The 22,209-nt window shown below is 69.1% G+C and carries 19 protein-coding genes; 13 read left to right on the plus strand and 6 right to left on the minus strand.

Going from position 1 to position 22,209, the window contains the following annotated elements; translation table 11 throughout:
* The first annotated feature begins 116 nt into the window (after positions 1-116).
* On the plus strand, positions 117-1,748 hold the full coding sequence (locus tag NS3_RS05985) for an ABC-F family ATP-binding cassette domain-containing protein (RefSeq protein WP_067854880.1): 1,632 nt from the start codon (positions 117-119) through the stop codon (positions 1,746-1,748).
* A gap of 83 nt (positions 1,749-1,831) precedes the next feature.
* The gene (locus NS3_RS05990) at positions 1,832-2,110 is read left to right on the plus strand and encodes a helix-turn-helix domain-containing protein (RefSeq protein ID WP_174550438.1); all 279 of its coding nucleotides are present in this window, start codon (positions 1,832-1,834) and stop codon (positions 2,108-2,110) included.
* Between the two features lie 19 nt (positions 2,111-2,129).
* Here NS3_RS05990 and NS3_RS05995 read toward each other — a convergent pair whose 3' ends face one another.
* The 3 genes from NS3_RS05995 to NS3_RS06005 all read right to left on the minus strand — a co-directional run bounded on the left by NS3_RS05995 (position 2,130) and on the right by NS3_RS06005 (position 7,068).
* A complete protein-coding gene (locus NS3_RS05995; protein WP_067855367.1) occupies positions 2,130-3,083 on the minus strand; it encodes an MvdC/MvdD family ATP grasp protein in 954 nt (317 codons plus the stop codon).
* 419 nt (positions 3,084-3,502) lie between these two features.
* Positions 3,503-4,069: a TetR/AcrR family transcriptional regulator gene (locus tag NS3_RS06000; RefSeq protein ID WP_067854883.1), complete on the minus strand. Its 567-nt coding sequence runs from the start codon at positions 4,067-4,069 to the stop codon at positions 3,503-3,505.
* Between the two features lie 182 nt (positions 4,070-4,251).
* Complete coding sequence (locus tag NS3_RS06005; protein WP_067854886.1) at positions 4,252-7,068, minus strand: aconitate hydratase; 2,817 nt, start codon at positions 7,066-7,068, stop codon at positions 4,252-4,254.
* A gap of 278 nt (positions 7,069-7,346) precedes the next feature.
* Here NS3_RS06005 and NS3_RS06010 point away from each other — a divergent pair, with 278 nt between their 5' ends.
* The 8 genes from NS3_RS06010 to NS3_RS06045 all read left to right on the plus strand — a co-directional run bounded on the left by NS3_RS06010 (position 7,347) and on the right by NS3_RS06045 (position 15,875).
* Positions 7,347-7,901, plus strand: coding sequence for an Rv1476 family membrane protein (locus NS3_RS06010; protein WP_067855370.1), 555 nt, complete (start codon positions 7,347-7,349; stop codon positions 7,899-7,901).
* Positions 7,902-8,302: 401 nt separating this feature from the next.
* Complete coding sequence (locus NS3_RS06015) at positions 8,303-9,727, plus strand: NlpC/P60 family protein (protein ID WP_067854888.1); 1,425 nt, start codon at positions 8,303-8,305, stop codon at positions 9,725-9,727.
* Positions 9,728-9,915: 188 nt separating this feature from the next.
* A complete protein-coding gene (locus NS3_RS06020; protein ID WP_245649478.1) occupies positions 9,916-11,124 on the plus strand; it encodes an AAA family ATPase in 1,209 nt (402 codons plus the stop codon).
* A 13-nt stretch (positions 11,125-11,137) separates the two neighbouring features.
* Positions 11,138-12,088 (plus strand): DUF58 domain-containing protein, encoded by a 951-nt coding sequence (locus NS3_RS06025; RefSeq protein ID WP_067855375.1) that lies wholly within the window; start codon positions 11,138-11,140, stop codon positions 12,086-12,088.
* Complete coding sequence (locus NS3_RS06030) at positions 12,085-13,089, plus strand: VWA domain-containing protein (RefSeq protein WP_067854889.1); 1,005 nt, start codon at positions 12,085-12,087, stop codon at positions 13,087-13,089. Before NS3_RS06025 ends, NS3_RS06030 begins: the two co-directional genes overlap by 4 nt.
* A gap of 78 nt (positions 13,090-13,167) precedes the next feature.
* Positions 13,168-13,884, plus strand: coding sequence for a 3-oxoacyl-ACP reductase FabG1 (fabG1, locus tag NS3_RS06035; RefSeq protein WP_067854890.1), 717 nt, complete (start codon positions 13,168-13,170; stop codon positions 13,882-13,884).
* 54 nt (positions 13,885-13,938) lie between these two features.
* Positions 13,939-14,775, plus strand: a complete 837-nt coding sequence (gene inhA, locus NS3_RS06040) for an NADH-dependent enoyl-ACP reductase InhA (RefSeq protein ID WP_067854898.1) — start codon at positions 13,939-13,941, stop codon at positions 14,773-14,775.
* 20 nt (positions 14,776-14,795) lie between these two features.
* A complete protein-coding gene (locus NS3_RS06045) occupies positions 14,796-15,875 on the plus strand; it encodes a ferrochelatase (RefSeq protein WP_067854901.1) in 1,080 nt (359 codons plus the stop codon).
* Between the two features lie 338 nt (positions 15,876-16,213).
* On the opposite strand, the gene NS3_RS06050 is transcribed toward NS3_RS06045, so the two are convergent.
* Both NS3_RS06050 and NS3_RS06055 read right to left on the minus strand, forming a co-directional pair.
* Entirely contained in the window at positions 16,214-17,023 is an 810-nt protein-coding gene (locus NS3_RS06050; protein WP_067854903.1) for an Rv1486c family protein, read from the minus strand.
* A 48-nt stretch (positions 17,024-17,071) separates the two neighbouring features.
* Positions 17,072-17,917, minus strand: a complete 846-nt coding sequence (locus tag NS3_RS06055) for a DUF3097 domain-containing protein (RefSeq protein ID WP_067854906.1) — start codon at positions 17,915-17,917, stop codon at positions 17,072-17,074.
* A gap of 112 nt (positions 17,918-18,029) precedes the next feature.
* Here NS3_RS06055 and NS3_RS06060 point away from each other — a divergent pair, with 112 nt between their 5' ends.
* The 3 genes from NS3_RS06060 to NS3_RS06070 all read left to right on the plus strand — a co-directional run bounded on the left by NS3_RS06060 (position 18,030) and on the right by NS3_RS06070 (position 21,247).
* The gene (locus NS3_RS06060; protein ID WP_067855377.1) at positions 18,030-18,461 is read left to right on the plus strand and encodes an NfeD family protein; all 432 of its coding nucleotides are present in this window, start codon (positions 18,030-18,032) and stop codon (positions 18,459-18,461) included.
* A 3-nt stretch (positions 18,462-18,464) separates the two neighbouring features.
* On the plus strand, positions 18,465-19,835 hold the full coding sequence (locus tag NS3_RS06065; RefSeq protein ID WP_067854917.1) for an SPFH domain-containing protein: 1,371 nt from the start codon (positions 18,465-18,467) through the stop codon (positions 19,833-19,835).
* A gap of 425 nt (positions 19,836-20,260) precedes the next feature.
* The gene (locus NS3_RS06070; RefSeq protein WP_067854918.1) at positions 20,261-21,247 is read left to right on the plus strand and encodes a CorA family divalent cation transporter; all 987 of its coding nucleotides are present in this window, start codon (positions 20,261-20,263) and stop codon (positions 21,245-21,247) included.
* Positions 21,248-21,333: 86 nt separating this feature from the next.
* Here the strand turns inward: NS3_RS06070 and NS3_RS06075 are convergent, their stop codons facing one another.
* Positions 21,334-22,032, minus strand: a complete 699-nt coding sequence (locus NS3_RS06075) for a TVP38/TMEM64 family protein (RefSeq protein ID WP_084495086.1) — start codon at positions 22,030-22,032, stop codon at positions 21,334-21,336.
* Positions 22,033-22,209 lie beyond the last annotated feature (177 nt).

The following is a 22,209-nucleotide window of genomic DNA, read 5'->3' on the forward strand; positions in this document are numbered from 1 at the left end:
CGTGGCGCGCGGGTACAGGTAAAATCGGTGGTTGGCGTGTCGGCCGAGTACTTACACTGCGGCCTGCAGGACACCTTCACCGTCGCCACCCCGCACTTTCCCAGAGGAGCACATCTGTGATCACCGCGACCGATCTCGAGGTCCGGGCCGGCGTCCGTACCCTGCTCTCGGCGCCGGGTCCGGCGTTGCGCGTGCAGGCGGGCGACCGGATCGGCCTGGTCGGGCGCAACGGCGCGGGCAAGACCACCACTCTGCGCATCCTCGCGGGCGAGGGCGAGCCCTACGCCGGAAAGATCCTGCGCTCCACCGAGATCGGCTACCTGCCGCAGGACCCCCGCGAAGGCAATCTCGACGTGCTCGCCCGCGATCGGGTGCTGTCCGCGCGCGGACTCGACACGCTGATCCGCGACATGGAGAAGCAGCAGGCGCTGATGGCCGAGGTGGCCGACGAGAACGAGCGTGAGAAGGCGGTTCGCAAGTACGGCAGGCTCGAGGACCGGTTCTCGGCGCTGGGCGGTTACGTCGCCGAAAGCGAAGCCGCGCGTATCTGCCACAGCCTCGGCCTGCCCGACCGGGTGCTCGGCCAGCCGCTGCGCACCCTCTCCGGCGGTCAGCGCCGCCGCATCGAGCTCGCCCGCATCCTGTTCTCGGCCTCGGACGGCAGCGGCGGGCGCTCGGACCGCATCCTGCTGCTCGACGAGCCCACCAACCACCTCGACGCCGACTCGATCACCTGGCTGCGCGGCTTCCTGCAGAGCCACGACGGCGGCCTGATCGTCATCAGCCACGACGTCGAATTGCTCGAGGCCGTGGTCAACAAGGTGTGGTTCCTCGACGCCGTGCGCGGCGAGGCCGATGTCTACAACATGGGCTGGAAGAAGTACCTCGACGCCCGTGCCACCGACGAGCAGCGCCGCCGCCGGGAGCGTGCCAATGCCGAGAAGAAGGCCTCGGCACTGAAGGCCCAGGCTGCCAAACTCGGCGCGAAAGCCACGAAAGCCGTTGCCGCGCAGAACATGGTCAAGCGGGCTGAACGACTTCTCGGCGAGCTCGACGACGTGCGCGTGGCCGACAAGGTGGCGCGGATCAAGTTCCCTGAACCCGCGACGTGCGGCAAGACGCCGCTGATGGCCGAGAACCTCACCAAGATGTACGGCTCGCTGGAAATCTTCACCGGTGTCGACCTGGCCATCGACCGCGGCAGCCGGGTCGTGGTGCTCGGCCTCAACGGTGCGGGCAAGACGACGCTGCTGCGCCTGCTGGCCGGTGTGGAGCAGCCGAGCGCGGGCGGACTGGTGCCCGGCCACGGCCTCAAGATCGGCTATTTCGCCCAGGAGCACGACACCCTCGACGACAACGCGACGGTCTGGGAGAACATCCGCCACGCCGCTCCGGATGCCGGTGAGCAGGAACTTCGCGGCTTGCTGGGTGCGTTCATGTTCACCGGTCCGCAGCTGGACCAGCCGGCGGGCACACTGTCCGGCGGTGAGAAGACCCGTCTGGCGCTGGCCGGTCTGGTTTCCTCGGCGGCCAATGTGCTGCTGCTCGACGAGCCCACCAACAACCTGGACCCGGTCTCGCGTGAACAGGTGCTCGACGCGCTGCGCACCTACGCGGGCGCGGTCGTTCTGGTCACCCACGATCCGGGCGCGGCGGAGGCGCTGTCGCCGGAGCGGGTCATCCTGCTTCCCGACGGCACCGAGGACCACTGGTCGGCCGAGTATCTGGAATTGATTCAGCTCGCGTGAGTTCGGTCACAACATTTCGTTGATCGTTTCCTGATGAGTGCTTAGCCTGGAATGACGCGCTGCTCGGCGACTCGGAGGAAGCCATGAGCGACAGGCCCACACAGAACAGATCCACCGCCGGCCAGAACAAGGGCGGGACGGTCACGAAAACCGGATTGAGCAAGGGCACCCGCGTCACGGGAAAATCTCGTGACCGTCTGCAGAACCAGTTGAAGAAGCAATACGAAGCGGGGGCGAGCATTCGCTCCCTGGCGCGGTCCACCGGGCGTTCCTACGGGTTCATCCACAATGTGCTGGTGGAATCGCACGTGCAGTTGCGCAGCCGAGGCGGTGCGAACCGCCGCAAGAGCGCCGACAAGTAGCCGGCGGCGCCGGCAGGCGTCAGCGGCCGGTCACCATCTCGTCGTCGGCCAGCAGGTCGGCCATGCTGCGGAAGATCGGCAGCCCGGTCGCGGCGGCGAGGTGGTCGAATCGGCCGCGCGGGTCGACCTCCAGGAAGTAGTACTCGCCGTCGAGGCCGATGCGCAGGTCCAGCACGCCGAAGCCCAGTCCCAGCGCGCCCATCAGGGTGGACATCGACTTGCTGACCGAGGCGGGCAGGGTGGCCACCCCGAAGGTCACCGAATCGCGGGGCCGATCCACCAGTCGCTCGACGCCCGGCGCCGCATCGATGCGCACGGTCCATTCGACGCCGTCCACCCACACCACGCGCAGTTCGCATTCGGCCTGCACGTAGTCCTGGAACGCGGCGGGCGCACGACGGATGTCCGACATCCGCACGAGGCTGTCGCGCCCGACGATCCTGGCCTGCGCGCAAGCCTGCCGGTGAGTGCCGTCGCGCTTGAAAACCACAGGGCCGGGACGTGATTCGGTGAAACTGTGGGCTTCGTCCGGATCGTTGGTCACCAGCGTCTCCGGCACCCGAAGCCCGGCGCGCACCGCGGTCTCCCACTGCACGATCCGCCTGCTCGCCGTGCGGTCGGCGCCGGGGTCGTTGACCCAGTGCGCCGGGATCGACCACAGCATGCCCTCGAGGAAGCTGTCGCAGGCGTCGGGCTCGAAGTCGCTGTCGACGCCGGGCACCTGTGCGGAACGGCTCGGCGCGGGCGGCCGCCACCACACCGAGCGGACCTGGTCCAAGCCGATGGTCTGGGTCAACGCGCGCGCCGTGCCGAGCCGGTCGACCCGGAAGCTGCCGTAGGTGCGCGGATAGTCGCTCGGGTCGAACCGGATCACGTCGAGTCCGTGCACTTCTCGCACCATCTCGGCCACGGCGGCCGCGTGCGGATCGGCGGAGTCGCAGACGATGAGCACCGAATCGCGGCGAGCGGGCATGCGCCCGGACCCGTTCATTCCACGCCGCCGCGAATGCTGCCGCGGTCCGTGGGACGGACGGTTGCGGGGCCCATGGGTGGCTTGCTCTCCGATCGTGTCGCGTCTGCTCGTGTCGCGTCTGCTCATGTCGCGTCTGCTCGTGATTTGCCACGGCGTGGCGAATGCGCTTCGAATGATACCGTCGCGGCCCGGCGTGGCGGCCCGGTTCAGCGTAATTACGCCCGGTCGGCAAACCGATCACGGTGCGGGAACCAGCTCGGACCGAGCGAATTTCGGTGTCCAGCGTACCGATGGTCAGCGACTGTTCAGCTACTTCCGGCGGGGCCGGTCCCGGCGGGTTGCCGGGGGATGCCCGGTGCGGTCCGGACCGGTGGGTGCCTCGGCTCGCGACGCGGACGCACCCACCGGCGGCTGCGCGCTCAGTCCTTGCGGCGGACCGACGCCTCGACGAGATCGAGTACCGCGGAAAGGTTCTCGTTGGTGTGCCCGGAGGCGATCCGCGCGATCAGCCCGTCGAGCACGAGATCGAGGTACCCGAGCAGCACGTCGGTGGGCACGTCGTCGCGCAGCGCCCCGGCCGCCTTGCGGCGTTCCAGGCGGGCCAGGGTGGCCGCGGTCAGTTCCGCCGAACGCTGGGTCCAGCCGGCCCGGAACTCGGGGTCGGTGCGCAGCCTGCGCGCGATCTCGAGCCGCGTGCCCAGCCAGTTGAACTGCTCGGGATCGGCGAGCATGTCGCGCATGACCTGCACGATGCCCTGATTGGCGGCCACATCGGCCATCCGCTCGGCGTCCTCCTGGGCCAAGGCCAGGAACAGCGCGTCCTTGTCGCGGAAATGATGGAAGATCGCGCCGCGCGAGAGTCCGATCCGCTCTTCGAGGCGACGCACGGTCGCACCGTCGTAGCCGTATTCGGCGAAGCAGCGTCGCGCTCCGTCGAGGATCTGGCTGCGCCGCGCGGCGAGGTGGTCATCGCTGACCTTGGGCATGGGGCGGGCTCCTCCTCGGCGGTACACGAAAGCGGCAGAACACGACGCCGCGGATAGCTGGATACGTGGAAGTGGCGAGGTCCGCGCACCGGCTCGCGATGAGCCGGTGCGCGGACCCGCCTGTCCTCCGGTGATGTCACCTATGGCGCGGCCACGGGTGACATCGTCGTCGATACGCGCACTCAGCCGCGAATCATGTTGCGCAGCACGTACTGCAGGATGCCGCCGTTGCGGTAGTAGTCCGCCTCGCCGGGGGTGTCGATGCGGACCACGGCGTCGAAGGTGATCTTCTCGCCGCTCTCCTTGGTGGCGGTGACCTTCAGTGTCTTCGGGGTGACACCCTCGTTCAGCTTGGTGATGCCCTCGATGTCGAAGATCTCGGTGCCGTCCAGGCCGAGCGACTTGGCCGACTCGCCCGCCGGGAACTGCAGCGGGACGACGCCCATGCCGATGAGGTTCGAGCGATGGATGCGCTCGAAGGACTCGGTGATCACGGCCTTCACGCCCAGCAGGCGGGTGCCCTTGGCGGCCCAGTCGCGCGAGGAGCCCGAACCGTATTCCTTGCCGCCCAGCACGACCAGCGGGATGCCCGCGGCCTGGTAGTTCTGCGAGGCGTCGTAGATGAACGCCTGCGGGCCGCCCTCCTGGGTGAAGTCGCGGGTGTAACCACCCGAGACGTCGTCGAGCAGCTGGTTGCGCAGCCGGATGTTGGCGAAGGTGCCGCGGATCATCACCTCGTGGTTGCCGCGACGCGAACCCAGGGAGTTGTAGTCCTTGCGCTCGACGCCGTGCGAGTCCAGGTACTGCGCGGCCGGGGTGCCCGGCTTGATCGGACCGGCCGGGCTGATGTGGTCGGTGGTGACCGAGTCACCCAGCAGCGCCAGCACGCGCGCGCCCTTGATGTCCTCGACCGGAGTAGTCTCCATCGTCATGCCGTCGAAGTACGGCGCCTTGCGGACGTAGGTGGAGTTCGGATCCCAGGCGAAGGTGTCGCCCTCCGGGGTCTCCAGGTTCTGCCAGCGGTGGTCGCCCTTGAAGACCTCGGCGTAGGACTTGCGGAACATGTCCTGGCTGATGGTCGCCTTGATGGTGTCGTCGATCTCCTGCGCCGAGGGCCAGATGTCCTTAAGGAAGACGTCGTTGCCGTCGGTGTCCTGGCCCAGCGGGTCGGTCTCGAAATCGAAGTCCATGGTGCCCGCGAGCGCGTAGGCGATGACCAGCGGCGGGGAGGCCAGGTAGTTCATCTTCACGTCGGGGGAGATGCGACCCTCGAAGTTGCGGTTGCCCGAGAGCACCGCGGTGACCGACAGGTCGTTGTCGTTGATCGCCGCGGAGATCTCCTCCGGCAGCGGACCGGTGTTGCCGATGCAGGTGGTGCAGCCGAAACCGCCCAGGTAGAAGCCCAGCTTCTCCAGGTACGGCCACAGGCCGGCCTTCTCGTAGTAGTCGGCGACGACCTGCGAGCCGGGCGCCATGTTGGTCTTCACCCACGGCTTGGAGGTCAGGCCCTTCTCCACCGCGTTGCGAGCCAGCAGCGCCGCGCCGATCATGACCGACGGGTTGGAGGTGTTGGTGCAGGAGGTGATGCCCGCGACCACGACCGCGCCGTGGTCGAGCACGAACTCGCCGCGCTCCGCGGAGACCACCTTGACCGGCTTGCTCGGACGGCCCTCGGCGCCGTTGGCGGCGGAGAAGCTGACCGCGTCGTCGTCGGCGAAGGACAGCACCGCCGGATCGCTGGCCGGGAAGGACTCCTCGACGGCCTCGTCCAGCTTCGAGTGCGGGGTCGCGGCCTCGGGGTAGCCGACCGTGTCGCTGACGTAGTTGCAGATGTCCTTGCGGAAAGCGGTCTTCGACTCGCTGAGCAGGATCCGGTCCTGCGGGCGCTTGGGGCCGGCGATCGAGGGCACCACGGTGCTCAGATCGAGTTCGAGGTACTCGGAGTACTCCGGCTCGTGATCGGCGTCGTGCCACATGCCCTGTTCCTTGGCGTACGCCTCGACGAGCGCGAGCTGCTCATCGCTGCGGCCGGTCAGGCGCAGGTAGTTGATGGTCTCGGCGTCGATCGGGAAGATCGCGGCGGTCGAGCCGAACTCGGGGCTCATGTTGCCCAGGGTGGCGCGGTTGGCCAGCGGGACCTCGGCGACGCCGGCGCCGTAGAACTCGACGAACTTGCCGACCACGCCGTGCTTGCGCAGCATGTCGGTGACGGTGAGCACGACGTCGGTCGCGGTCACGCCCGGGTTGATCTCACCGGTGAGCTTGAAGCCGACCACGCGCGGGATCAGCATGGAGACCGGCTGGCCCAGCATGGCGGCCTCGGCCTCGATGCCGCCGACGCCCCAGCCCAGCACGCCCAGGCCGTTGACCATGGTGGTGTGCGAGTCGGTGCCGACGCAGGTGTCCGGGTAGGCCTGGCCGTTGCGGACCATGACGGTCGGGGCCAGGTACTCGATGTTGACCTGGTGCACGATGCCCATGCCCGGGGGGACGACCTTGAAGTCGTCGAAGGCGCCCTGGCCCCAGCGCAGGAATTGGTAGCGCTCACCGTTGCGCTGGTACTCGAGGTCGACATTGCGCTCGAGGGCGTCGGCGCGGCCGAAGACGTCCAGGATGACCGAGTGGTCGATGACCATGTCGGCGGGGGAGAGCGGGTTGACCTTGTTCGGGTCGCCGCCGAGGGCGGTGACGGCCTCACGCATGGTGGCGAGGTCGACCACACAGGGCACGCCGGTGAAGTCCTGCATGATCACGCGCGCCGGGGTGAACTGGATCTCGGTGTCCGGTTCCGCGGACGGATCCCAGTTGGCGATGGCTCGGATGTGGTCGGCGGTGATGTTCGCGCCGTCCTCGGTACGGAGCAGGTTCTCCGCGAGGACCTTCAGTGCGTAGGGGAGTTTCTCGGTGCCGGGCACGGCGGAGAGGCGGAAGATCTCGTAGGAGTTGCTTCCGACCTCGAGGGTGCCCTTGGCGCCGAAAGTATCGATACTTGTCGTCACTTCAGCTCCGCTCGTCGGTGAGGGTGGGGCACCGGCGGGGCTGTGCCGGTGACCCGAGTCTGTGGAGGTTCCCCGGCCGCTGGGAGCGCCGGTTCCTCGCGACACAACTCTAACAGTACGCTTGTCCTGTGAAATGTCCGGGGTCGGCTCGGCGTGGCACGAGCGAACAGCTCGCGACCGGGTGGCGTACTGTGCTCTCGAGTTGATGACAGCTCGCCTTGCAGTGTTGGATGCCCGCCGTCGCGCCCGTCGGCGTGGCTGCACAGACCGGATGGAAGATGGCTCCCTCGCACACCTCGGTTTTCTTCCCGCTCACCGCGGGCCTGCCGCCCACCATCGACGAGGATGCGCTGCGGGCGATCAAGGCCGATGTCGCCGACAATCACGTGGCGACGCCGGAGGGCCGTGACCAGTCCGAGCTCGAGGCGATCGTGGCCGAAGCGCGAGCCGATGGCATCCCGCTGAGCATCGTGGTCATTCCCGGGAATCCAGGCCACGACTCCAATCTACGGGACCTGGCCACCGAGGTGGCCGGGTCTGAGCACGGAACCGTGGTCGTCTTCAGTGACGACTGGGTGGGCACCTACAGCGACACCATCAGCCGCGTGCGCCTGGAGTGGGCCGAGGACGCGGCAAAGAGCAAGCAGGGCGATTCGGTGACCGCCGCCGGTATCTTCGTCGACCGGATCTCCGAGCCCGAGGCGGTCTCCTGGACCGCGGTCACCGGCGTACTGCTCGGTGGCACCGTCGTCGCCGTCGCGGGCCTGGCATACATCAAATCGCGCCGCGCGGCGGCCGAAGCCGCCGAGCGCCAACGCGCCACCTCGGCCTGACGCACTCGCCGACCGAGTTCTCCACCGACCTCCGGGCCGCGCCACATGGCGCGGCCCGTTGTCGTTGCGTGCAGGGGGGCTCTCGTGGGTCCGGCAGCGCGCCACCTCCGTCCCGGCGATACCGCCGGGCGACCGCGGTTGCTTCCATGTGGAGTTTCCATGACGTCCGGTCTGTTTATTTCCAGCAAATCCGACCGGATGTACAGCGAATCTATGGCAATCGACGAATTACGCGGCTGTAGTTCTGTGACTGGAGTTTCGCGGGGGCCATAAAGTGTCGTACGGTTCGAATGGTCCCCGATGGGGAACACGAGGTAACAGAGTTATCCGCCGACGGATGAGCAGTGTGTTCCCCGGTGGGGCTCGTGTGGCGATGCCCGACTCGAGTCCTTGGAGGTGCGATGCGCAGGAGCCATGGGGCCGGTCAGCGATCGAGATGGTTGATCGCTCTCGGGTTGCTGGTGTGCGCGGCGTTGGTGCTGACGGCCGGCGCCGGCGTGGCTGTGCCGCCTCCGCCACCGAATCCCAGCGACGGTCAGATCGCGCAAGCGGGCGCACAGGTGGATGCCGGGGTCGGCGCGGTCGGCACCCTCATCAACGAAGTGGCGGCGGTCGACCAGCAATTGCGTCAGCTCGACGACGAGGTCGCCACCCGCCGCGAAGAGGTCAACAAGGCGCTCGTGGACCTGCACCTGGCGCGCGAGGCGGCCGATGCCGCCGCCGCGCACGTGGCGGCCACTCAGGCCGACCTGTCCGTCGCGGGTGCGGAGGTCGCCCGCGCCCGCCACGGCTTCGACGACTTCGCCACCGCCGCCTACACCCGTCCGACCTCGGGTTCGCTGATTACTCACCTGACCGCCGCCACCCCGACCGGCGCGATCGACCGCGCCGAGGTGATCGGCCTGGTGTCGAAGAATCAGCAGCAGGTGCTCGACACCCTGCGCCGCGCCCAGATCGAACTCGGCAATCGCAATTCCGAAGCCCGCGAGGCGAAATCACAGGCCGACACGGCCGCCGCGGAAGCCGAACACCTGAAGGTCGCCGCCGAGAACGCGGTGGCCGCTGCCACGTCCGCGCTCGCCGGCGAGACCGCCCGCCGCGATGGCCTGCTCCGCGAACGAGACGCGGCCCAGGCCAGACTCGACGCGGCCCGCGCCACCGTGCAGGGGCTGCACACCCAGCGCGAGGTCTACCAGGACTGGAACCGGCAACGCCTGGCCGAGGAGGCCCAAGCCTTGCTCACCGCGGCCGCCGAAGCCGCGGCCCGCGCCGCCGCCGACCTGGCCGCCAGGGAACGCGCCGCGCAACTGGGCGAGGGGAAACGCCCGCACACCGAACTGGAGAACACCCCGGCGCCGAAGAAGAAGGCGAAGCCCTCCCCGAGCAGCCCGTCGGTGCGCGGTTCGCAGGCGGTGGAGATCGTGGTCGACCGCGCCATGTCGCAGCTGGGCGTCACCTACGCCTGGGGCGGCGGCGACGAGGACGGCCCGACTCTGGGCATCCGCGACGGCGGCGTGGCCGACAGCTACGGCGACTACAACAAGGTCGGTTTCGACTGCTCGGGCCTGATGCTCTACGCCTTCGCCGGTATCGGCGTCTCGCTGCCGCACTACAGCGGCTATCAGTACAACGCGGGCACCCGCGTCCCGCTCTCCGAAAAAGCGCGCGGCGACATGCTGTTCTGGGGTCCGGGCGGCAGTCAGCACGTCGCCCTGTATCTGGGCAACGGGAAAATGGTGGAGGCACCGCAATCCGGCGACGTCGTGAAGGTGTCGCCGGTGCGCGAGGACGGCATCATGCCCTACGCGGTCCGCATCATCTCCTGAAACCTTGTCCACCTGCCCTTTTCCGGTATCCCGCCGGTAGTCCTCGCGAGGTTTTCGTACGCTTCCCGCAGCCGTCCGCCCCAGGGGGGAGCGGCGAATTCGGGCCTTGGCGCCAGCCGGTTGCGGCACAGAGGGCGATTACCTGGAATAGTTGGTGCCGCACGCACTAGACCGAGGCGAAAGCGGGGATGTTGGTGACTTCGACGGACAGCGTGAGTGGGGCGAATCTGGCAAAGGAGAAGCCGGAGGCTGTGTCCAGTTCGACGGGGTCGAACGCCGACGGCGCCCTGGAGCGTGACGTCCAGCTTCTCGAGAAGGCGATCTACGAGGTCAAAAGGGTCATCGTGGGCCAGGACCGGCTCGTGGAGCGGCTGCTCGTCGGCGTGCTCGCCCGTGGCCACGTTCTCCTCGAAGGCGTGCCGGGTATCGCCAAGACGCTGGCGGTGGAGACCTTCGCCACGGTCGTCGGCGGCTCGTTCTCCCGCGTGCAGTTCACCCCCGACCTGGTGCCCACCGACCTCATCGGTACCCGCATCTACCGCCAGGGCCGCGAGGAGTTCGACACCGAGCTCGGCCCGGTGGTCGCGAACTTCGTGCTCGCCGACGAGATCAACCGCGCGCCCGCCAAGGTGCAGTCCGCGCTGCTCGAGGTGATGGCCGAGCGACACGTCTCCATCGGTGGCACGACCTACCCGATGCCCGATCCGTTCCTGGTCATGGCGACCCAGAACCCGATCGAGAGCGAAGGCGTGTACCCGCTGCCCGAGGCGCAGCGCGACCGCTTCCTGTTCAAGGTCGTCGTGGACTACCCCTCGGTGGAGGAGGAGCGCGAGATCATCTACCGGATGGGCGTCACCCCGCCGGAGGCCAGGCGGATCCTCGATCCCGAAGAGCTGATCCGCCTGCAGAAGGTCGCCGCGAACACCTTCGTGCACCACGCCCTCGTCGACTATGTGGTCCGCGTGATCGCCGCGACCCGCAAGCCGCAGGACTTCGGCATGACCGATGTCGCCAACTGGATCGCCTACGGCGCCTCGCCGCGCGCCAGCCTCGGCATCATCGCCGCGGCCCGCGCGGTCGCGCTGATCCGGGGTCGCGATTACGTGGTGCCCCAGGACGTGGTCGAAGTGATCCCGGACGTGCTGCGGCACCGCCTGGTGCTGTCCTACGACGCGCTGGCCGACGAGATCAGCCCGGAGGACGTGATCAAGCGGGTCCTGCAGACCGTCGGCATGCCGCAGGTCGCGCCGCAGGCGGTCCCCGGCCCGCAGCAACAGCAGCAGATCCCGCAGCCGCCCGCGCAGCAGGCGCAGCAGGGTCCGGCCCAGGGTGCACAGGCGCAGGCCGCGCCCGCCCCGGCCGCGAACAACCCGGCCGCGAACACCCCGTCCAAGTGATCGCGGCGTGACCATGTCATCGCATGCGCCGCCCTCTTTCCGCGCGGGCGAGCTCACCGACGCGCGCCTGGCCGCGGCACTGAAGACCCTGGAGCTGACCGTGCGCCGCCGTCTCGACGGCGTACTGCACGGCGACCATCTCGGCCTCATCCCCGGCCCCGGTTCCGAGCCGGGGGAGTCCCGGCTCTACCAGCCGGGCGACGATGTGCGCCAGATGGATTGGTCGGTCACCGCGCGCACCACCCATCCGCACGTGCGGCAGATGATCGCCGACCGCGAGCTGGAGACGTGGATGGTGATCGACCTGTCGGCCAGCCTCGACTTCGGCACCGCCGCCTGTCAGAAGCGCGACCTGGCGATCGCCGCCGCGGCCGCCGTCACACATCTGACCAGCGGCGGTGGCAACCGGATCGGCGCTGTCGTGGCCACCGGCGAGCAACTGGTGCGCATACCGGCGCGCAGCGGGCGCGTCCACGCCCAGACGCTGCTGCGCTCGATCGCCACCACCCCGCACGCCCGCGACGGCGTGCGCGGCGACCTGCGCGGCGCCATCGAATCGCTGCGCCGTCCGCAGCGCAAACGCGGGCTCGCGGTCGTCATCAGCGACTTCCTCGGCGAGATCGATTGGCAGCGGTCGCTGCGCGCGATCTCCGCTCGCCACGACCTGCTCGCGGTGGAGGTACTCGACCCGCGCGACATGGATCTGCCCGACGTGGGCGATGTGGTGCTGCACGATCCCGAGACCGGCCGCACCCGCGAATTCAGCGTCACCCCCACCCTGCGCGCCGACTTCCATGCCGCCGCGATGCGCCACCGCGAACAGGTGGCGCAGGCGTTGCGCAGTTGCGGCGCGCCGGTGATGAGCTTGCAGACCGATCGCGACTGGATCGCCGACGTGGTCCGGTTCGTGTCCACCCGGCGCCACAGCTTGGGCGCCTCGACCGGGCGGGTGCCTCGTCAGTGAGTATTTCGCATTTCACCGCGCTGATCTGGCTCGGTTTCCTGGTCGTCGTCGCGCTCATCGCGCTCGGCTACGTCCTGGTGCAGCGGTCCAGGCACCGCCAGATGCTGCGCTTCAGCAATATGGAGCTGCTGGAGAAGGTCGCGCCCGCACGGCCATCGCCGATGCGGCACGTGCCGATCGCGCTCATGCTGGTCGGCCTGATCTTCCTGACCATCGCCGCGGCCGGACCGACCTCGGTGCAGAAGGTGCCGCGCAATCGCGCGACAGTCGTTCTGGTGATGGACGTTTCGCTGTCCATGGAGGCCACCGACGTACCGCCGAACCGGCTCTCGGTGGCCCAGCAGGCGGGCAAGGAGTTCGTCGACGGCCTCACCCAGGGCATCAACCTGGGTTTCGTGACCTTCGCGGGCACCGCCTCGGTGATGCAGTCGCCGACCACCAACCGGGAAGCCGCCAAGGCCGCCATCGGCAACATCAAGCTGGCCGAGCGCACCGCCACCGGTGAGGGCATCCTGACCGCGCTGCAGTCGATCGAGACGCTGGCCACCGTGCTCGGCGGCGCGGAGACCCCCCCGCCCGCGCGCATCGTGCTGATGTCGGACGGCAAGCAGACCGTGCCCGACGACAAGGACGTCGACAACCCCAGGCACGCCTTCACCGCGGCCCGCCTGGCCAAGAACAAGGGCATCCCGGTTTCGACCATCTCCTTCGGCACCGACTGGGGGGCGGTGGAGATCCCCGATCAGGACGGGCAGGGTTCGCAGCGGGTCAAGGTCCCGGTCGACAACGACTCGCTGCGCGAGATCGCCAAGCTGTCGGGCGGGGAGTTCTACACCGCCTCCAGCCTCGAGGAACTGACCGCCGTCTACGACACCCTCGAGGAGCAGATCGGCTACGAGACCACCCGCGGCGACGCCAGCCGGCCGTGGTTGCTGCTGGGCATGCTGCTGGTCGCCGCGGGCATCGTCACCGGTCTGCTCTATCGCCAACGCCTGCCGTAGCGCCGTCTGATTGTCGGTTTCCACAAGGTCGCCCGCCCGGGCGCCGACACCGGAACCCGAGCAGATAGGTTTACCTCCATGACCAACCTCACACCTCGATCGGTTCTGGTGACCGGCGGCAATCGGGGCATCGGCCTCGCGGTCGCCCGGCGGCTCTCGGCCGACGGTCACAAGGTGGCCGTCACCCATCGCGGTTCGGGTGCGCCGGAAGGGCTCTTCGGCGTCAAGTGCGACGTCACCGACACCGCCTCCGTCGACCGGGCGTTCAGCGAGGTCGAGGAGCGCCAGGGCCCGGTGGAGGTGCTGGTGGCCAACGCCGGCATCACCGACAACATGCTGCTCATGCGGCTGTCGGAGGAGCAGTTCACCTCGGTGCTCGACGCCAACCTGACCGGCGCGTTCCGTTGCGCCAAGCGCGCCACCAAGGACATGCAGCGCGCCAAGTTCGGCCGGATGATCTTCCTCGGTTCGGTGGTGGCCATGTCGGGCGTGCCCGGCCAGGTGAACTACGCGGCGTCCAAGGCGGGCCTGATCGGCATGGCCCGCTCGATCGCCAGGGAGATCGGCACCCGCAACATCACCGCCAACGTCGTGGCCCCCGGTTTCATCGACACCGACATGACCGCGGAGATGGACGACAAGTACATCGAGATGGCCAAGCAGGCCATTCCGCTCGGCCGCACCGGAAAGCCGGAAGAAGTGGCCGCGGCCATCAGCTTCCTCGCCTCCGACGACGCCACCTACATCAGTGGCGCGATCATCCCGGTCGACGGCGGAATGGGTATGGGGCACTAAGATTTCGCTGGCCCGCGGCAACGCACACTAGACATCAGGGAGAACCAGGAACTCATGGGCGGACTGCTCGAAGGCAAGACCATCCTCGTCACCGGCATCATCACCGATGCCTCGATCGCGTTCCGCGCGGCCGCGATCGCACAGGAACAGGGTGCGAAGGTGCTCATCACCGGTATCCCGGAGCGGCTGCGGCTCATCGACCGCATCGCCAAGCGGCTGCCCCAGGAGGTCCCGCCCGCCATCGGCCTCGACATCACCAACGAAGAGGATCTGGCCGGTCTGGCCGACAAGATCCGCGAGCTGGCGCCCGAGGGCCTCGACGGCGCGCTGCACTCGATCGCGTTCGCGCCGCGCACCCTGATGGGCCCGGACGCGCTGCCCTTCCTGGACGGCCCCGGCCCCGACGCCGCCAAGGCGTTCGAGATCTCCGCGTGGAGCTACGCCTCGCTGGCCCGCGCGGTGCTGCCGGTGATGAACGAGGGCGGTTCGCTGGTCGGCATGGACTTCGACCCGCGCACCTCGATGCCGTACTACAACTGGATGGGCGTGGCCAAGGCGGCGCTGGAGTCGGTCAACCGCTACGTCGCCCGCGAGGTCGGCGAGGCCAAGAAGATCCGGTCCAACCTGGTCGCCGCGGGCCCCATCAAGACCCTGGCCGCCAAGGCCATCGCCGGCACCGCCACCGACGACGCCGCCAAGCTCAACCAGCTCAACACCTACTGGGACGGCGCCTCGCCGATCGGCTGGAACGTCGACGACGCGACCGCCGTCGGCAAGTCCATCGTCGCGCTGCTGTCGGACTGGCTGCCCGCCACCACCGGCTCGATCGTCTACGTCGACGGCGGCGCCAGCCACAACACCTGGTTCCCGGAAGGCTTCGCGACCAACTGAGCTCGAAGAGAGGATCGATCGTGGCCGCCGACGCTCGTCCGTTCGCCTGTGGCGCACTGCTGCTGCTGTCCTTCGGCGGCCCCGAACGTCCCGAAGACGTGATGCCCTTCCTGGAGAACGTCACCCGGGGCCGCGGGGTGCCGCGCGAACGTCTGGAAGAGGTCGCGCAGCACTACCTGCACTTCGGCGGGGTGTCTCCCATCAACGCGCTCAACCGCGACATCATCGCCGCGGTCGAACGCGAACTCGCCGCCGCGGGCATCGCCCTGCCGGTGTACTTCGGCAACCGCAACTGGCACCCGATGGCGGAGGACACGGTCGCCCGCATGGCCGAGGACGACGTGCGCTCGGCGCTGGTGTTCCCGACCTCGGCATGGGGCGGATACTCCGGCTGCCTGCAGTACCACGAGGACATCAGCAGGGCCAGGGCGGCGGTCGGCGAGGGCGCGCCGCACCTGCGCAAACTCCGCCAGTACTTCGACCACCCGCTGCTGATCGAGTCGTTCGCCGACGCGATCCGGGCCGCGCTGGCCGAACTGCCCGCCGATCGTCGCGACCGGGCGCGGCTGGTGTTCACCGCCCATTCGGTGCCGACGAGCGCCGACGCCGCCGCGGGCCCACCCGCCGACGGCGGCCACCTCTACACCCGCCAGGTCGGCGAGGCTGCCCGATTGTCCGCCGCCGCAGCGGGTTTCGGTGAGTACGACCTGGTCTGGCAGTCCCGCTCCGGCCCGCCGCAGGTGCCCTGGCTCGAGCCCGACATCTGCGACCACCTCGACGACCTGTCCGCCAAGGGCGTGGACGCGGTCGTGGTCTGCCCGGTCGGCTTCGTCTCCGACCACCTCGAGGTGATCTGGGACCTCGACAACGAGGCGAAGGACAAAGCCGCCGAACTCGGCATGGCCTTCACCCGCGCGGCCACCCCCGGCACCGATCCGCGCTTCGCGCAGCTGGTCGTGGAACTGGTCCGCGAACAGCTCGACGGGCTGGCCCCGCGTCGGCTGGGCGACGTCCCCGGATACGGCAGCACCGACGACGGAACCCCATGTGCGGTGAAATGTTGTGCGCCGCAACGGCCTCCAGCGACCGCACGGCACTGATCCAGCGGGCCGCCACGGTGCTGCCTCCGGGTGGGCGCCGCTTCGACCCGTGCGCGTCCGACGAAACCACGGCCACCCATCCCGCGAGATCGAGACGGGGCTCGGCTTAGGCGGGATGCGCCGCCGCTCTCCGGGAGCTGGGGCAGTGTCTTCCCGAACCGGCTGGGGCAGTGTCTTCCCGAACCGGCGCACGACCGGCACACGCGCGAGGGGACCGTGCCCGCCCTCGTACTCGGCACGTAGGCCGAGGCTCGCGCTATCTCGCGCCGGCCGCTGCATGTGGCCGGCGCGCCACTCGGTCGTTCGGCGCGAGCCGGGGGTTCACGCGAGCCGTGTGTTCAGCCGCGCGCCGAGGCGTGCACCGCGACGAGCCGGGCGGCGCGGATGGCGTCCCAGAGCGGGCGCAGCAGGTTCTCGTGCTCGTTCATGGCGCTGGCCGAGGTGGGGGAGGCGGCCGGTTCGCGCTGGGCGACGGTGAGGATGGCCGCGACATGGTCGGCGGTGTCGAGAATCCGCCTGGCGCGCAAGGGAATCGACTCCGGGTAGTCGTGGCGCGAGTAGTCGGCGAGTTCGGCCTCGATGAGTTCACGGGGGTCCGCGTCGGAGAGCCCGGCGCCGGTGGTGTGCAGTTTCATCAGCGCGTCGGCGGCGTCCCGAACCGCCTCGCGCATGGTGTATTCGGCCTCCCCGAGCGACAGATCCGAGCCGGGCGCCGACGGGACGGGGACGCTGTAGACCGTCCACTGCAGGGTGTCGTCGTCGACCCGGATCGGGATCAGGCCGGTGCCCTCGCTTCCGGGCGTGCCCGCCAGAATGCCCTCGCCCGCCTCCAGCGCATCGGCGGCGAACACCGTGCCGGTCGGCAGCCCGCGCACATCGCCCGGCACCGGAAGCACCAGGCGCACCTGGGCGCGCTCGCCCGCCATCGCCTCGCGAATCACCTTGAGCAGCGGCATGACCGCGCTGCCGGTGGGCTCGCCGCGATAGGACCAGGGCAGGTCGGAGCGCCCGCCGGTCAGCGGGTCGCCTGCGGCGATGGTGTGTCTCGGCGCCCACGCGTGCAACGCCCCGAGGATGTCGTCGGGCGCACTGTTGCCGGCCAGCCAGGAGCCGGCCCACACCGTCAGCGTGGCACTTGGAGAGCACATAATCATCGAGCATAAAGCCGTTCGCGCTCGCGCACCGGCAGAGTGTGGCTACTGCGTGGTATCTGTCGGCTCGGTGACGAAATCGATGAGTCGTTCCACCGCGCCGATGAGCGGCGATTCCAGATCGCGGAACGAGTCGACCGAGGAGTAGACGCGCCGCCACCCCTCCTGCGGGGTGCCCCAGCCCAGCCTGCGGCACACGCCGGTCTTCCAGTCCTCGCCGCGCGGCACCTGCGGCCATTCCTCGATACCCAGCGCCGCGGGCCGCACCGCCTGCCACACGTCGATATAGGGGTGGCCGGTGACCAGCACATTCGGTCCGAGCCCGGTGGTTAGGTGGGTCTCCTTGGAACCGGTCACCAGATGATCCACCAGCACCCCGACCCGCCTGCCCGGTCCAGGGGCGAACTCGACCAGCCGCTCGGCCAGGTTGTCCAAGCCCTCGAGATGCTCGACGACCACGCCTTCCACCCGCAGGTCGTGCCCCCACACCCGCTCGACCAGCGCGGCGTCGTGCACGCCCTCCACCCAGATGCGGCTGGCCTTGGCGACCTGCGCGCGCAGCCCGTCGACCCGAGTCGAGCCAGAGGCCGATCGAGTGGGCTTCGCGGGCGCGGCGGGTTTCGGGCGGACCAACGTGACCGGGCTGCCGTCGATGAGGAAGGCCGCCTCCCGCATCGCGAACAGCCGCACCGTGCCGCGCGCGTCCTCGAGTTTCACGAACTCACCGTCGTAGCTGCGGTCGAATCCGACGACGGCGCCGCAGAATCCGGTGGCCGCGTCCTCGACGACCAGATCGCGTTCCGCCTCGACCGTCGGAACAGCCCGCTTCTTCTTCCTGGCGTGCCCGGCGAAGATGTCGCCGCCGTAGCGATGGGTGTCGCGCGTACTCACCCGATCGAAACTACCCGCCGGGGGCCCGCTTTCGGCGCTGCGACGCGGTTGGCGCCGAACCGGGCATTCCGGTCGGACCCGCGATCGGCGGGCGCGGTCTAGAGTGGAAGTCGTGGCAGCGATTGCTTGGCTGGTGGCGGGGTTGTTGCTCGCTGCCGCGGAAGTGCTGGTCGGGGAACTCACACTGCTGATGCTCGGCGTCGCGGCCCTGGGCACGGCCGGATTCAGCGCTCTCACCGATTTTCCCGTGGTGGTCGACGCGCTGGTCTTCGGGGTGATCACGCTGGTGCTGTTCGCCGGCGTGCGGCCGGTGTTGCGCCGGAAGTTCGACAACGCGCCGCCCACCCTGACCAACGTGCACGCGCTGCCCGGCAAGACCGCGACAGTGCTGGAGGAAGTGTCGGACTCCGCGGGCCTGGTGAAACTGGGCGGCGAGGTGTGGACGGCGCGACCGATGAATGTGGGGGACGTCTTCGAACCGGGGGCGACCGTGTCCGTGATGATGATCGACGGCGCGACGGCCGTCGTATGGAAGGGACCGTAGACGATGGAATTCCTGGTGGTCGCGCTCGTCATCGTGATCTTGATCGCGGTGGTGGTGCTCAAATCGGTCGCGCTCGTGCCGCAGGCCGAGGCCGCGGTCATCGAACGCCTCGGCCGATATTCGCGGACAGCGTCCGGTCAGCTGACCTTCCTGATTCCCTTCGCCGACCGCATCCGCGCCAAGGTCGATCTGCGTGAGCGCGTGGTCTCCTTCCCGCCGCAGCCGGTGATCACCCAGGACAACCTGACCCTGCAGATCGATTCGGTGGTCTACTTCCAGGTCACCAACCCGCAGGCCGCGGTCTACGAGATCAGCAACTACATCGCCGCGGTCGAGCAGTTGACCGTCACCACGCTGCGCAACGTGGTCGGCGGCATGACGCTCGAGGAGACCCTGACCTCCCGCGACCAGATCAACAGCCAGCTGCGCGGGGTACTCGACGAGGCCACCGGCCGCTGGGGCCTGCGGGTCGCCCGAGTCGAGCTCAAGGCCATCGATCCGCCGCCGTCGATCCAGGAATCGATGGAAAAGCAGATGAAGGCCGACCGCGAGAAGCGCGCGATGATCCTCACCGCCGAGGGCACCCGCGAATCGCAGATCAAGACCGCCGAGGGCGCCAAGCAAGCGCAGATCCTGGCGGCCGAGGGTTCCAAGCAGTCGGCCATCCTCTCCGCCGAGGGCGAGCGTCAGGGCCGCATCCTGCGTGCCCAAGGCGAGCGCGCCGCCGCCTACCTGCAGGCGCAGGGCCAGGCCAAGGCCATCGAGAAGGTCTTCGCCGCGATCAAGGCGGGCAAGCCGACCCCCGAGCTGCTGGCCTACCAGTACATGCAGACGCTGCCGATGGTCGCGCGCGGCGATGCCAACAAGGTGTGGATGGTACCCAGCGATTTCGGTAAGGCGCTGGAAGGCTTCGCCCGCAATTTCGGCACCAAGGGCGAGGACGGCGTGTTCCGCTACGAACCGCCCGCCGAGCAGGTCGCCCCGCCGAAGGTGGAGGACGACTCCGACGTGGCCGACTGGTTCGACATGACCAGCGACCCCACCATCCAACGCGCCGTGCGTGCCGCGGAGGAGACCGCGCGCAAGCCCGTCGACGATCCGCTGCCGACTCCGCGTGCCCAGGCCGCGCAGCCGCCCGCGCCCGCACCGCAGCAGTCCGCTCCCCAGCAACCTGCCCCGCCGCAGCTCGAGCAGCAATCGTGGCAGCCCGGTCAGGGCATGGTGAAGCCGCCGGAGCAGCACGCCCAGCAGCCGCAGCCACCGCACGGCGGACAGGCGCAGGGACCCACCCCGCCGCAGGGCCGCCCACCGGAGGGCTACGGTCGTCCGCCGCAGGGTTACGGCCCGCCGCCGGAGGGGTACGGCCGGCAGTGAGCCGCTGCGATGTGGGCCGCCGGTGATGCGCCCCACATCCGGAAGATTGCTGAGCAATCGCCAGGTCTCGGAGTTCGGGCAGCGGTGGCCGGTGGCCCCGATCAACCGGTGAATGAGCCGTCGTTGCCCGAATCCGGAGAGAGCCTGATATCGCGCATCCGGTGCAATTCCCCAGAATGGTAATTCCTCGACAGCGCCGTGATCGGCGCAAGCGCGTCGGCGGAACTGTCCGCTCCCGCGCGATAGCCGGGAGTCCGCTCGCTTTCGTTGTGTCCCATCGCTATTCGATTCCATCGATACGATGGGTGAACGGACGCCGAATACTCTCGTCCTCGATTGACTGGGGTTCGGCGCCGCCGTTCTAATGAACAACGGCGCGAGTTCGCGCGCCGTCTTCCGACGAACCGAAGTGGGGTGAGCAGCTGATGCCCGCGCCGTCCATGGCCGCTTGTCCGTCCGCCGCCCCGGCGGGCGGCAGATCCTCGATCATCGCCGCGGAGGTGTTCGGCGACAACCTCGACACCGAAACGCTTGGCATGCACTGGATTCCGCTGCACGCGGGCGACGATCACATCGCCGCCGTGCTGCGCGAGCGGCTCGGTGTCGACTTCACTCCGTGGCGTGACGGAGACGCCGGTCTCGCGATTCCCGGCGACTACACCTATCTCCCCGTACCGGTGAACTATTGCCGAGGCGAGACCATCGAACGCGAGACCATCGTGTTCGCCCTCGGCGCGGAATTCCTGATCACTCTGCAACCGGCCGAGCCGTTCACGCCGTTCGAGACCGCGATCTCGGCCATGCGTGGCGACGCCACCCTCACCGCGTCCTCCTACGGTGTCGCCTTCGCCTTGCTCGGTGCGCTCAACGCCGCCTCCGAACGCGTCCTCGACCGCACCGCCCGGCAGCTGAACGCCCAGCGCGACGTGATCGCCGAGGCCGGTGCCGAGCACGGTCACGGCATGGGCGCGGCAGCCGTGCGCACGGTGATCCACCGGCTCGGCGAGATCGAACGGATCGTGTCGCGCGTCCGCGAAACCCAATCCCAGCTGGCCGTCGCCGCCCGCCGTCTCGACAACGACCTGGCGACTCGAACCAGCGGACTCGGCGGCCGCGTCGGTGTCCTGGTCGCCGACGTCGACCGGGTGGCCCGCCGCGCCGAACGCGACCACGACGCGCTGCGTTTCCTCGCCCAGTCCGCGACAGCCTGCCTAGGCGCGCGCCACAGCGCCATGTTGCGCCTGCTCACCGCCGTCGTCGCGGTGTTCGCACCACCCACCATGCTCGCCGCCGTCTACGCCGCCGATTTCACCTGGCTGCCCGATCTCGACCCGATCCCCGCCCTGTTCGTCTTCGTCGTCGTGACCGCGCTCGCCGCAGCCCTCCCGCTGCGCAAGCTCGGCCGGAACTGACCGGCCGCGCCATCGCCACCGACTGGGGGACGCGCATCCCCGCGGCGGGATCATCGACGGAGTGACCGGCCGGTGGGCGGGTGGACTCAGCGCCGGGACGTCCCGGTGGCGGCATCGATCGCCGCGTCGCCCACCGTCGGTTCGGCGGCCGGCTCCCACCGGGCGTCGATCACCAGACCGAGGAGTCCGATGGACAGGCAGATCGCCGAGACCGCGAGCATGGCCGGGTGGGTGCCGCCGGTGAGCGCGTCGGCGAGGATCACCGTGGCGATCGTCCCGGGGGCCGAACCGACGATGGTGGCCAGCAGGTAGGGCTTGACCCGGATGGAGGTCAGCGCGCAGCAGTAGTTGACCACCGAGAACGGGGCGAAGGAGATCAGCCGCAGCGAGCCGACCGCGAGCCAGCCGCGCCTGCGCAGCCGGTCGTCGATCGCGCGGACCTTCGGATGGGTGAGGTGAGCGGCGACCCGGTCCCGATCCATCGCCCGCACGAGACGCAATGCCAGCACCGCGGCGATGGCGGTCGCGGTCATGGCGACGGGGATGCCGACCCCCACGCCGAAGAGCACGCCGCAACTGACGGTGAGGACGGTGCGGGGAATCGGCGCGACCGCGACGACGGCGTAGATCAGCAGGAACAACGGCGGGAACCACGCGCCGAGCGACCCGGCCCAGTCCTGGATCTGCTGCGGGGTGGGCAGTGGGACCAGTAGCGCGGCGACGAACAGCCCGCCGAGAACGGCGAACAGCGCGACGATACGCGGATTCCTGAGCAAGGCCCTCACTCACCAGAGGTTACCGGTTGGTAGTGGCACTCCAGGTCAGCCGCCGGTCTCGCTGCCGCTAGCATCAATGGAAACGGGACGAATGCTCGTTAACCTACGTGCTCGCTGAGCTGGGCGAACAACGCAGGTTCCGGGTGCACAGGGGTGTGCGCGCCCCGTGGTCGAGTGGAAGAGGGA

Source organism: Nocardia shimofusensis NBRC 100134 (genome assembly GCF_001613125.1).
Classification (GTDB): domain Bacteria; phylum Actinomycetota; class Actinomycetes; order Mycobacteriales; family Mycobacteriaceae; genus Nocardia; species Nocardia shimofusensis.

Coding starts and splice junctions, on each gene's coding strand:
- NS3_RS06000 (WP_067854883.1), bottom strand. CDS start 4,069: ATGCCCAAGGTCAGCGATGACCACCTCGCCGCGCGGCGCAGCCAGATC.
- NS3_RS06020 (WP_245649478.1), top strand. CDS start 9,916: ATGTTGGTGACTTCGACGGACAGCGTGAGTGGGGCGAATCTGGCAAAG.
- NS3_RS06070 (WP_067854918.1), top strand. CDS start 20,261: ATGCCCGCGCCGTCCATGGCCGCTTGTCCGTCCGCCGCCCCGGCGGGC.
- NS3_RS06010 (WP_067855370.1), top strand. CDS start 7,347: ATGGCTCCCTCGCACACCTCGGTTTTCTTCCCGCTCACCGCGGGCCTG.
- fabG1 (WP_067854890.1), top strand. CDS start 13,168: ATGACCAACCTCACACCTCGATCGGTTCTGGTGACCGGCGGCAATCGG.
- NS3_RS05990 (WP_174550438.1), top strand. CDS start 1,832: ATGAGCGACAGGCCCACACAGAACAGATCCACCGCCGGCCAGAACAAG.
- NS3_RS06050 (WP_067854903.1), bottom strand. CDS start 17,023: ATGTGCTCTCCAAGTGCCACGCTGACGGTGTGGGCCGGCTCCTGGCTG.
- inhA (WP_067854898.1), top strand. CDS start 13,939: ATGGGCGGACTGCTCGAAGGCAAGACCATCCTCGTCACCGGCATCATC.
- NS3_RS06015 (WP_067854888.1), top strand. CDS start 8,303: ATGCGCAGGAGCCATGGGGCCGGTCAGCGATCGAGATGGTTGATCGCT.
- NS3_RS05995 (WP_067855367.1), bottom strand. CDS start 3,083: ATGCCCGCTCGCCGCGATTCGGTGCTCATCGTCTGCGACTCCGCCGAT.
- NS3_RS06065 (WP_067854917.1), top strand. CDS start 18,465: ATGGAATTCCTGGTGGTCGCGCTCGTCATCGTGATCTTGATCGCGGTG.
- NS3_RS06025 (WP_067855375.1), top strand. CDS start 11,138: ATGTCATCGCATGCGCCGCCCTCTTTCCGCGCGGGCGAGCTCACCGAC.